The sequence below is a fragment of the Streptomyces sp. NPDC057654 genome (assembly GCF_042800135.1).
Lineage (GTDB): Bacteria > Actinomycetota > Actinomycetes > Streptomycetales > Streptomycetaceae > Streptomyces.
In genome coordinates this window covers 1-11,779 of record NZ_JBHVHQ010000189.1, presented here as the reverse complement: position 1 = coordinate 11,779, position 11,779 = coordinate 1, and the positions used below count along the sequence as shown (strand labels likewise).

Annotated in this window: 7 protein-coding genes; 4 read left to right on the top strand and 3 right to left on the bottom strand. The window is 69.9% G+C overall.

The genetic code is table 11. The features are described from left to right. The 3 genes from ACFU99_RS16835 to metH all read right to left on the bottom strand — a co-directional run. Positions 1-1,580: ABC transporter substrate-binding protein (locus ACFU99_RS16835; protein ID WP_384392075.1), on the bottom strand; the 1,580-nt coding region annotated here is incomplete at its 3' end. A 427-nt stretch (positions 1,581-2,007) separates the two neighbouring features. After that, positions 2,008-2,709, bottom strand: coding sequence for an HAD family hydrolase (locus ACFU99_RS16830; RefSeq protein ID WP_384392072.1), 702 nt, complete (start codon positions 2,707-2,709; stop codon positions 2,008-2,010). Positions 2,710-2,882: 173 nt separating this feature from the next. Next, positions 2,883-6,410 carry a methionine synthase gene (metH, locus tag ACFU99_RS16825; protein WP_384392070.1) on the bottom strand — a complete coding sequence of 1,176 codons (3,528 nt, stop codon included), beginning with the start codon at positions 6,408-6,410 and terminating at the stop codon, positions 2,883-2,885. Positions 6,411-6,658: 248 nt separating this feature from the next. Here metH and ACFU99_RS16820 point away from each other — a divergent pair, with 248 nt between their 5' ends. The 4 genes from ACFU99_RS16820 (at position 6,659) to ACFU99_RS16805 (ending at position 11,728) form a co-directional block, all read left to right on the top strand. Then, the gene (locus ACFU99_RS16820; RefSeq protein ID WP_384392067.1) at positions 6,659-7,423 is read left to right on the top strand and encodes an IclR family transcriptional regulator; all 765 of its coding nucleotides are present in this window, start codon (positions 6,659-6,661) and stop codon (positions 7,421-7,423) included. A 339-nt stretch (positions 7,424-7,762) separates the two neighbouring features. Next, positions 7,763-8,548, top strand: a complete 786-nt coding sequence (locus ACFU99_RS16815; protein WP_384392064.1) for an MIP/aquaporin family protein — start codon at positions 7,763-7,765, stop codon at positions 8,546-8,548. A 37-nt stretch (positions 8,549-8,585) separates the two neighbouring features. Further along, positions 8,586-10,112: a glycerol kinase GlpK gene (gene glpK / locus ACFU99_RS16810; protein WP_384392062.1), complete on the top strand. Its 1,527-nt coding sequence runs from the start codon at positions 8,586-8,588 to the stop codon at positions 10,110-10,112. Positions 10,113-10,117: 5 nt separating this feature from the next. Beyond that, positions 10,118-11,728, top strand: a complete 1,611-nt coding sequence (locus ACFU99_RS16805) for an FAD-dependent oxidoreductase (protein ID WP_384392059.1) — start codon at positions 10,118-10,120, stop codon at positions 11,726-11,728. The last annotated feature ends 51 nt before the right edge of the window (positions 11,729-11,779 follow it).

Sequence of the window (11,779 nt, the reverse complement as noted above, 5' to 3'; positions counted from 1 at the left end):
TCCCAGGGCTGGATCTGCGAGGAGGAGTTGAGCGCCCACTCCACGCCGGTGATGTTCTCGCGCGCGGCCACGTACTGCTTGCCCTGCCACAGCGGGAGGATCGGCACGTCCTCGGCGACGATGTCCTGGGCCTGCTGGAAGATCTTGGCGGCCGAGTCGCGGCGCGCTTCCTGCCGGGTGTCCGGGATGAGCTTGTCGGTGATCTTCTTGTTCCGGTAGGGGGACTTGAGGAAGTTGCCCTCGCCGAAGAACGGCGCGATGAAGTTGTCGGGGTCCGGGAAGTCGGGGAACCAGCCCATGCCGTAGACGGCGTACTTGCCGGAGATGCTCTCGGGGCGGAACTTGGACCATTCGACGCCCTTGATCGTCACGTCGAAGAGCTTGCTGCCGTTGAGCTGGTCCTGGAGTCCCTTGAACTCCTTGGCGGTCGCCTCACCGTAGTGGTCCGTGGTGTACGTGAGGGTGACCGGCACGGGCGTGGTGATGTTCGCGCTCTGGAGGATGTTGCGGGCCTTGTCGACGCTGGGCTCGCCGTACTTGTTGGAGAAGGAGTTCTGGTGGCTGGTGATGCCGCTGGGGACCAGGGAGTACAGCGGCGTGGTCGTACGGCCGTAGTCGTCGCGGCTCAGCGCGTCCCGGTCGACGATCTGCGCCATCGCCTGGCGCACCGCCTTGTTCTTCACCGACTGGTCGTCGGTGTTGAAGGCCAGGAAGCTGATCTCCTGTCCGGGCGACTCGACGATGTTGATGTCCTTGGAGGTGGAGGCGCGCAGCCGGGTGATCTGCTCGGGGGACATCGAGCGGTTCATGACGTCGATGTCGCCGGCCTTGAGCGCCTTCTCCATCGCGCTGGAGCCCGCGAAGAAGCGCATTTCGGCCTTGCCGTTCTGGAGCTTCAGGCCGCCCTTGTAATGCGAGTTCTTCGAGAAGACGATCTTGTTGACGTGGCCGTCGGTCGCGTCGGCCTTGAGCGTGTACGGGCCGGAGCCGACGATCTCGTAGCCGTCGCGGACCTTCTTGGGGTCGTAGACCTCGCTGTCGACGATGCCGCCGGCCGGGGTGGAGATCTTCTGCGCGAAGGTCGCGTCGGGCGTCTTGAGGTGGAAGACGACCTCGTGGTCGTCGGGCGTCTCCACCCGGTCGACGTTGTCGAACAGCGAGGCGGGACCGTTCTTGAAGTTGATGTTCCGGACGCGGTCGATGGAGAACTTCACGTCCTTGGCGGTGAGGTCGTGGCCGTTGGAGAATTTCAGGCCCTCGCGCAGCGTGCAGCGGAACTGCTCGCTCTTGCGGTCGGTGAACCCGCACTTCTCGGCGGCGTCCGGGACCGGGGTGGTGCCGGAGCGCGGGAGCCGCAGCAGCGTCTGGAAGGTGCTGCGCAGCACGGTCAGGCCGGCGATGTCGTAGACCTCGGCGGGGTCGAAGGGGGCGGGCGTGTCCTTCGACAGCTCGAACCGGTCCGTGCTGCCGATGACGATGGCCCCGCCGTCCTTGCCGGCGCCGTCGGACCCGCCACAGGCGACGAGCACAGGGGCCAACAGGCCCACCACGGTCGGCAGCACCAGCGTCTTGCGGTTCATTGTCGGGGCTCTCCCTGCGATCGATCCCGGGACCATACCGACGTCGGGTGCGCTGGCCACAGGGTCAGTGGTGAAGTTCTCGCGAAGACATTAGTGCGCGCGGCCAGCAACTTTGGAACGCGGCCGAGTTGAGGTGATATCACGCCCCGATAACGGGCCGCCATTCACCGATATCCGGACGCCGGAACGATTCGTACGCGAGATCATCAATCGGGACACAAGGGTGCGCCAGGACGGGTCCGCGGGGGTGTCGCGGCGATCATCGACCCCCTTGTCGACGCCGCCGCCCGTGATAAACCTCACTCCCCCGAAGAGGTTGCGGCGTCCTGCAATTCGGACGCCGTATTCGATGTGCGGGTCACGCAAAATAAGCGCGCCTGTGCCGAGCGTTCCCCGGCGCATTACGCGACCCACGCTCAGTGCACGCTCAGTGCATTGCTGTAATCAGGGACCGCAGAAAAGACACGTCGACTTCCTCCAGGGAGCCGACGACGCTGCGCCCGGCCGCCGCGGGGATCGGCGCGATCGAGGGCACCGCCACGACCCGGCAGCCGGCCGCCTCCGCCGCCGCCACGCCCGTCGCGGTGTCCTCCACCACGGCGCACCGCGCGGGGTCCACGCCGAGCCGGGCGGCGGCCAGCAGATACGGGTCCGGGTGCGGCTTGGTGCGCTCCAGCTCGTCGCCGGCGACCGTCAGCGTGAAGTTCTCCGGCCCGAGGGTGCCGAGCACCCGGTCGATGATCTGCCGGTGCGAGGCGGAGACCAGCGCGGTCGGCACCCGGTGGGCGGCGAGCTCCGTCAGCAGCCGCCGCGCGCCGGGCATCAGCGGCACCCCGCCGGTGATCGTCTCGGCGAACCGGGCGTTGAGCAGCACGCTGAGCTCGGCGAGGGCGATCCGGGCGCCGGTGGCCTGGATGAGGTAGGCGGCGCTGCGCGTCATCGGCCCGCCGACGACGACCTCGCGGTACTCGTCGAGGAGCGTGTGCCCGAGCTCCGCGAAGACCGCGACTTCCACGTCCCACCAGAAGCCCTCGGTGTCGACGAGGGTGCCGTCCATGTCGAGCAGTACGGCCTGAAGGGCGGAGTCTTCGGCCGTACGGGTGTCGACGGCGGGGATGCTGCTGGTCATCCGCACACACCTCACAGAAGGGACGCGAAGGCCGGTCGCCGTTCCCGGAGGGAAGACGACCGGCCTTTACCGGACCGATAAGTGTACGTCGGGCGCCCGCGGTGCGCGGTGGATCGTTCCGGCGGGCGGTCCCGGCCGGTGGGGGAGGCGGTCGGCGTGCGTGGTGGAGGCGGTCAGCGTGCGTTGAAGTACTTCGCCTGGGGGTGGTGGATGACGATCGCGTCCGTGGACTGCTCGGGGTGGAGCTGGAACTCCTCCGAGAGCTGCACGCCGATCCGCTCGGGCTCCAGGAGGTCCGCGATCTTCGCCCGGTCCTCCAGCTCGGGGCAGGCCCCGTAGCCCAGTGAGAAGCGCGCTCCGCGGTATTTGAGGGCGAACATGTCCTCGACCTCGGCGGGGTCCTCGCCGGCGAAGCCGAGCTCGGCCCGTACGCGCGCGTGCCAGTACTCGGCGAGGGCCTCGGCCAGCTGCACGGACAGGCCGTGCAGCTCCAGGTAGTCGCGGTAGGAGTTGGAGCCGAAGAGTTCGGCGGTGGCCTCGCCGATCTTCGAGCCGACGGTGACGACCTGGAAGCCGACCACGTCCGTCTCGCCCGATTCCTGCGGGCGGAAGAAGTCGGCCAGGCAGAGCCGGCGTCCGCGGCGCTGGCGCGGGAAGGTGAAGCGGGTGCGCTCGGAGCCGTCCTCGTGCAGCACGATCAGGTCGTCGCCCTTGGCGACGCACGGGAAGTAGCCGTAGACCACGGCGGCTTCCAGGAGGTTGTCGGTGTGGAGCTTGTCCAGCCAGCCGCGCAGCCGGGGCCGGCCCTCGCTCTCCACCAGCTCCTCGTAGCTGGGCCCGTCGCCCGTGCGGGCCTGCTTGAGGCCCCACTGGCCCTTGAACAGGGCGCCTTCGTCCAGCCAGGACGCGTAGTCCTTGAGGCCGATGCCCTTGATCACCCGGGTGCCCCAGAAGGGCGGGGCGGGGACGGGGTTGTCGGTCGCGGTGTCGGAGCGTACGGGCCCTTCGTCGGCCGCCGGCTCCTCGGGCAGCGGCGTCTCGCGCTGCGGGACGCGGCGCTGCTTGAGCTCGGGGAGGGTGGCGCCGGGGACGCCGCGTTTGACGGCGATGAGGGCGTCCATCAGCCGCAGGCCCTCGAAGGCGTCGCGGGCGTAGCGGACCTCGCCCTCGTAGATCTCGTGCAGGTCCTGTTCGACGTAGGCGCGGGTGAGGGCGGCGCCGCCGAGGATGACGGGGAAGTCGGCGGCCATGTTGCGCTGGTTGAGCTCCTCCAGGTTCTCCTTCATGATCACCGTGGATTTGACCAGCAGTCCGGACATGCCGATGACGTCGGCGCGGTGCTCCTCGGCGGCCTCCAGGATCGCGGAGACGGGCTGTTTGATGCCGAGGTTGACCACGTTGTAGCCGTTGTTGGACAGGATGATGTCGACGAGGTTCTTGCCGATGTCGTGGACGTCGCCGCGGACGGTGGCGAGCACGATGGTGCCCTTGCCGTCGTCGTCGGACTTCTCCATGTGCGGTTCGAGGTGGGCGACGGCGGTCTTCATCACCTCGGCGGACTGGAGGACGAACGGCAGCTGCATCTGGCCGGAGCCGAACAGCTCGCCGACGACCTTCATGCCGGCCAGCAGCGTGTCGTTGACGATGTCGAGGGCGGGGCGGTCGGCGAGCGCCTCGTCGAGGTCGGCCGCGAGGCCGTTCTTCTCGCCGTCGATGATGCGGCGCTGGAGCCGCTCGTCCAGCGGCAGCGCGAGGAGCTCCTCGGCCTTGCCGGCCTTCATCGACTTGGTGTCGACGCCCTCGAAGAGCTCCAGGAACCGCTGGAGGGGGTCGTAGCCGGGTGTGTCGCCCTCGGCGGGGCGCCGCCGGTCGTAGATCAGGTCGAGGGCCACCTGGCGCTGCTCGTCCTCCAGCCGGGCGATCGGCAGGATCTTCGAGGCGTGCACGATCGCGGAGTCCAGGCCGGCCTTGACGCACTCGTCGAGGAAGACGGAGTTGAGCACCATCCGGGCGGCCGGGTTGAGGCCGAAGGAGATGTTGGACAGGCCGAGGGTGGTCTGCACGTCGGGGTGGCGGCGCTTGAGCTCCCGGATCGCCTCGATGGTGGCGATGCCGTCCTTGCGGGACTCCTCCTGGCCGGTGCAGATCGTGAAGGTCAGGCAGTCGATGAGGATGTCCGGCTCCAGGATGCCCCAGTTGCCGGTGAGGTCCTCGATCAGCCGCTCGGCGACGGCGACCTTCTCCTCGGGGGTGCGGGCCTGGCCCTTCTCGTCGATGGTCAGCGCGATCAGGGCGGCGCCGTGCTCGGCCGCGAGCGTGGTGATGCGCGCGAACCGGGACTCGGGCCCGTCGCCGTCCTCGTAGTTGACGGAGTTGATGACGGCGCGGCCGCCGAGCTTCTCCAGCCCGGCCTGGAGGACCGCGGGCTCGGTGGAGTCCAGCACGATGGGGAGGGTGGAGGCGGTGGCGAAGCGGCCGGCGATCTCCGCCATGTCGGCGACGCCGTCCCGGCCCACGTAGTCCACGCACAGGTCGAGCAGGTGCGCGCCCTCGCGGATCTGGTCGCGGGCCATCTCCACGCAGTCGTCCCAGCGCTCGGCCAGCATGGCCTCGCGGAACTTCTTGGAGCCGTTGGCGTTGGTCCGCTCGCCGATCGCGAGGTAGGCGGTGTCCTGGCGGAACGGCACGGTCTGGTAGAGGGAGGCCGCGCCCGGCTCGGGGCGGGGGCTGCGGGCGGTGGGCTCCATGCCGCGGACCCGCTCGACGACCTGCCGCAGGTGTTCGGGGGTGGTGCCGCAGCAGCCGCCGATGAGCGACAGTCCGTACTCGCGGACGAAGGTCTCGTGCGCGTCGGCCAGCTCGCCCGGCGAGAGCGGGTAGTGCGCGCCGTCCTTGCCGAGCACCGGCAGGCCGGCGTTGGGCATGGCGGAGACGCGGGTACGGGCGTGCCGGGAGAGGTAGCGCAGGTGCTCGCTCATCTCGGCGGGGCCGGTGGCGCAGTTCAGGCCGATCATGTCGATGCCGAGGGGCTCCAGCGCGGTGAGGGCCGCGCCGATCTCGGAGCCGAGGAGCATGGTGCCGGTGGTCTCGACGGTCACCTGGACGAGCAGCGGCAGGTCCGCGCCGGTGGCGGCGAGCGCCCGGCGGGCGCCGATCACCGAGGACTTGGTCTGGAGCAGGTCCTGGGTGGTCTCCACCAGGATGGCGTCCGCGCCGCCCGCGATCAGGCCCTCGACGTTGCGCTGGTAGGCGTCGCGGAGCGCCGGGTACGGTGCGTGGCCGAGCGTCGGCAGCTTGGTGCCGGGGCCGACGGAGCCGAGCACCCAGCGGGGGCGGCCGTCGGCGGCGAACTCGTCCGCGACCTCGCGGGCGATGCGCGCGCCGGCCTCGGAGAGCTCGAAGATGCGCTCGGGGATGTCGTACTCGCCGAGGGCGGCGAGGTTGGCGCCGAAGGTGTTGGTCTCGACGCAGTCCACGCCGACGGCGAAGTACTCCTGGTGGACCGAACGGACGATGTCCGGGCGGGTGACGTTCAGGATCTCGTTGCAGCCTTCGAGGTCCTGGAAGTCCGCCAGGCTCGGATCCTGCGCCTGGAGCATCGTGCCCATCGCCCCGTCCGCCACCACCACTCGCGAGGCGAGAGCCTCACGGAGTGCGGCTGCTCGGGCTGCGCTTGCGGAAGATGGCGATTTCACGGCCATGGAACTGCTCCCAGGGTTGCGACGGCTGTCGGCTTTGCGCCTTCCGGTGGACGGCGCACCCGGCCAGGGTAGCGGGCAGCACAAGGGTCGGTGCGGGCGTCCCACGAGGCGGACGCCCCGGAGCGGGCGGCTCCATGGCGGCGCGAAGATGGGCGGCAGGGCTCCGACCGGCACCGACGGGTACCGCGGGGTCGGCATCGACCGATAGTGTTCAGCATTGTCGAACGGCGTGTGAGGGAGGTTGCGCGGTGGCTCGGACCATCCAGTCGCTGGAACGGGCAGCGGCGATGCTGCGGCTGCTGGCCGGCGGCGAGCGGCGCCTGGGCCTGTCCGACGTGGCCTCCTCGCTGGGGCTCGCGAAGGGCACCGCCCACGGCATTCTGCGCACCCTCCAGCAGGAGGGCTTCGTCGAGCAGGACCCCGCCTCGGGCCGCTATCAGCTCGGCGCGGAGCTGCTGCGGCTGGGCAACAGCTTCCTGGACGTGCACGAGCTGCGCGCCCGCGCCCTGGTGTGGGCGGACGACCTGGCGCGCTCCAGCGGCGAGAGCGTCTATCTGGGCGTGCTGCACCAGCAGGGCGTGCTGGTCATCCACCATGTCTTCCGGCCCGACGACAGCCGTCAGGTGCTGGAGGTGGGCGCGATGCAGCCGCTGCACAGCACGGCGCTGGGCAAGGTGGTCTCCGCGTATGACCCGGTGGCGCACAGCGAGGCGATCGAGGGCGAGCGCGAGGCGTTCACCTCGCGGACCGTCACCGGCCTCGCCGACTTCGAGGGCGTGCTGGATCTCACCCGGGCCCGCGGCTGGGCCTCGGACGTGGAGGAGACCTGGGACGGCGTCGCCTCGGTGGCCGCCCCCATCCACGACCGGCGGCGGATGCCGGTGGGCGCGGTCGGGATCACCGGGGCGGTGGAGCGGGTCTGCGAGGACGGCGAGCTGCGCGCGCAGCTGGTCGCGGCCGTACGGGACTGCGCCCGCGCCGTCTCGCGCGACCTGGGCGCGGGCCGTTTCTGAGACTCGTGTCCGAGGCCCGCATCCGACGTCCGTAGCCCGCTTTTGAGGGCTTCGGGCGGCTTCTGGCGTTCTGCGACGTCCCGCGCCTCCCTCGTTCGACCGAAAAGTTACCCCCGCATGGCCGGGAGTTTTCGGTCACATGACTCTTGACGGGCACTTAACAGTGGACAAAACTGCCGTTCATCGGTCGGCATTGTCGAACACCTAACGACAATATTCGCTATGGTGGACATTGCCGCGGGCCGACCAACCGCCCTCACCGGGGGCGCGGACCACCGGAGGGACCCGGGGTACGGCGTTTCTCGGTGTCCATCTGGACGAAGGACAAAGGAGTCACTGGTGTCCAGCTCCGATATCTTCACTGGCGAGACCATCGGCACCGCCGTACTGGTTCTGCTCGGCGGCGGCGTCTGTGCCGCTGTCACCCTCAAGCGCTCGAAGGCCTTCCAGGCCGGCTGGGTCGCCGTCGCCTTCGGCTGGGGCTTCGCCGTTCTGACCGGCGCGTATATCGCCCAGAAGTCCGGCGCCCACCTCAACCCGGCCGTCACCGTCGGCCTGGCCATCGAAGGCACGACCAAGTGGAGCGACGTTCCGCTCTACTTCGGCTCCCAGCTGCTCGGCGCCCTGATCGGCGCGGTGCTGATGTGGATCACCTACTACGGCCTCTTCAGGGCCCACCTCACCGACCCCGAGGTGCTGGCCGCGCACAACGGCCAGGAAGGCATGGTCGACAAGGCGGCCGCCCCCAAGGCCGGTCCGGTGCTCGGAATCTTCTCCACCGGCCCCGAGGTCCGCAACGTCGTACAGAACGTCGCCACCGAGATCATCGCCACTACCGTGCTCGTCCTCGCGATCCTCACCCAGGGCCTCACCAAGGGCCTGGGCGTCTCCGGAACCGGCGTGCTCATGACCGCGCTCGTCGTGACCAGCATCGGCCTCTCGCTGGGCGGTCCGACCGGCTACGCCATCAACCCGGTACGTGACCTCGGTCCCCGCATCGTGCACGCTTTGCTGCCGCTGCCCAACAAGGGCGGCTCCGATTGGGGCTACGCCTGGATCCCCGTCGTCGGCCCGCTGCTCGGCGGCGCCCTCGCCGGCGGCATCTACCAGCTCGCCTTCGCCTGAGCCCCCGCCGAGACCACAGAATTTCCAGGAGCACACCGTGACCGACGCACACACCACCGGCCCGTTCATCGCGGCCATCGACCAGGGCACCACCTCCAGCCGCTGCATCGTCTTCGACCGGGACGGCCGCATCGTGGCCGTCGAGCAGAAGGAACACGAGCAGATCTTCCCGAAGCCGGGCTGGGTGGAGCACGACGCCACCGAGATCTGGGAGAACGTCCAGTTCGTAGTCGCCGGCGCCATCGAGAAGGCGGGCATCACCGCCGCCGACGTCAAGGCCATCGGCATCACCAACCAGCGCGAGACCACGCTGCTGTGGGACAAGGCCACCGGCGAGCCCGTGCACAACGCCATCGTCTGGCAGGACACCCGCACCGACGCGCTCTGCAAGGAGCTCGGCCGCAACGTCGGCCAGGACCGCTTCCGCCGGGAGACCGGCCTCCCGCTGGCCAGCTACTTCGCCGGCCCCAAGATCCGCTGGATGCTCGACAACGTCGAGGGCCTGCGCGAGCGCGCCGAGCGCGGCGAGATCCTCTTCGGCACCATGGACTCCTGGGTCATCTGGAACCTCACCGGCGGCACCGACGGCGGCGTGCACGTCACCGACGTCACCAACGCCTCGCGCACCCTGCTGATGAACCTGCGCGGCCTGGAGTGGGACCCGAAGATCCTCACCTCCATGCAGATCCCGGCCGAGGTGCTGCCCAAGATCCGCTCCTCCGCCGAGGTGTACGGCACCGCCAAGGGCGGCGCGCTGGACGGCGTGCCGGTGGCCTCCGCGCTCGGCGACCAGCAGGCGGCCCTGTTCGGCCAGACGTGCTTCTCCGAGGGCGAGGCCAAGTCCACCTACGGCACCGGCACGTTCATGCTGATGAACACCGGTGAGGAGCCCGTCAACTCCTACAACGGGCTGCTGACGACCGTCGGCTACCGCATCGGCACCGAGAAGCCCGTCTACGCCCTTGAGGGCTCGATCGCCGTCACCGGCTCGCTCGTGCAGTGGATGCGCGACCAGATGGGCCTGATCAAGAGCGCCGCCGAGATCGAGACGCTCGCCAGCTCGGTCGACGACAACGGCGGCGCGTACTTCGTGCCCGCCTTCTCCGGCCTCTTCGCCCCCTACTGGCGCTCCGACGCGCGCGGCGTCATCGCGGGCCTGACCCGCTATGTCACCAAGGCGCACATCGCCCGCGCCGTGCTCGAAGCCACCGCCTGGCAGACCCGCGAGATCACCGACGCCATGACCAAGGACTCCGGCGTCGAGCTGACCTCGCTCAAGGTCGACGGCGGCATGACCTCCAACAACCTGCTGATGCAGACCCTCTCGGACTTCCTGGACGCCCCCGTGGTGCGCCCGATGGTCGCCGAGACCACCTGCCTCGGCGCGGCCTACGCCGCCGGCCTGGCCGTCGGCTTCTGGCCGGACACCGCCGCCCTGCGCGCCAACTGGCGCCGGGCCGCCGAGTGGACCCCCCGGATGGACGCGGACACGCGTGACCGCGAGTACAAGAACTGGCTCAAGGCCGTCGAGCGGACCATGGGCTGGATCGAGGACGAGGAGTAACCAACATGAGCACCCTGCAGAGCGTCCCGGCCCTCGGGACGCACCCGGCTGCCGGTTCGAACCCGAGCCGCGCCGAGACCCGGGAACAGCTGAACAAGGCTACGTACGACCTCCTGGTGATCGGCGGCGGCATTCTGGGCATCACCGTTGCCTGGCACGCCGCGCAGTCGGGTCTGCGGGTTGCCATGGTGGACGCCGGCGACTTCGCCGGCGCCACCTCCTCCGCCTCCTCCAAGCTGCTCCACGGCGGCCTGCGCTACCTCCAGACCGGCGCCGTCAAGCTCGTCGCCGAGAACCACTTCGAGCGCCGCGCCGTCTCCCACGACGTCGCCCCGCACCTGTCCAACCCGCTCACCTTCTACCTGCCGGTCTACAAGGGCGGCCCGCACGGCGCGGCCAAGCTCGGCGCGGGCGTCTTCGCGTACTCCGCGCTGTCCGCCTTCCGCGACGGCGTCGGCCACGTCATCAGCGCCGACAAGGCCGCGCGCGACGTGCCGGAGCTGCGGACCGACAACTTGAAGGCGGTCGCGGTCTACGGCGACGGCCAGATGAACGACGCCCGCATGGCGCTGATGACCGTACGCGCCGCGGTCGAGGCCGGCGCGACCGTCCTGAACCACGCCGAGGTCACCGGCCTGCGCTTCACGCACGGCAAGGTCACCGGCGCGGACCTCAAGGACGGCGTGGACGGGACCGAGTTCGGCGTCGACGCCCGCCTGGTGCTCAACGCCACCGGCCCCTGGGTGGACCACCTCCGCGCGATGGAGGACAAGAACGCGGCCCCCAGCATCCGCCTGTCCAAGGGCGCGCACCTCGTCCTCAAGCGCACCTCCCCCTGGAACGCGGCGCTGGCGACCCCGATCGACAAGTACCGCATCACCTTCGCCCTCCCCTGGGAGGACATGCTCCTGCTCGGCACCACCGACGAGGAGTACGAGGGCGACCCGCGGGACGTCGCCGTCAACGACAAGGACATATCGCAGATCCTGGACGAGGCCGCGTTCTCCGTCCGGGACCAGCAGCTCTCCCGCGACCTGATCACGTACTCCTTCGCGGGTCTGCGGGTGCTGCCGGGCGGCCCCGGCGACACCTCCAAGGCCAAGCGCGAGACGGTCGTCACCGAGGGCAGCGGCGGCATGCTGTCGGTCGCCGGCGGCAAGTGGACCACCTTCCGGCACATCGGCCGCACCGTGATGAACAAGCTCGCGCAGCTCCCGGGCCACCCGCTCGGCAGCGACATGGAGCCCATCTCGCAGCTGCCCAAGCACATGCCGCTGCCCGGCATCGCCAACCCGGACGCGGTCACCCACCGGCTGCTGGTCGACGGCGGCGCGAACGGCGTCCGGATGGCCCCGGAGACCGCGCACCACCTGGCCACGCACTACGGCTCGCTGGCCTTCGAGATCGCCCGCATGGCGAACGAGAACCCGGAGCTGGCCGAGCGCATCCACCCCGAGGCCCCCGAGATCTGGGCGCAGGCCGTCTACGCCCGCGACCACGAGTGGGCCGAGACCGAGGACGACGTGCTGCGCCGCCGCACGACCCTGACGATCCGCGGTCTGGCCACCGACGACGTCCGCGCCAAGGTCAATGACGTGCTGGGCGAGAAGGGCTGACGCGCGCACAGCCGATGAGGGGAGGGCCGTCCGGTACGGGCGGCCCTCCCC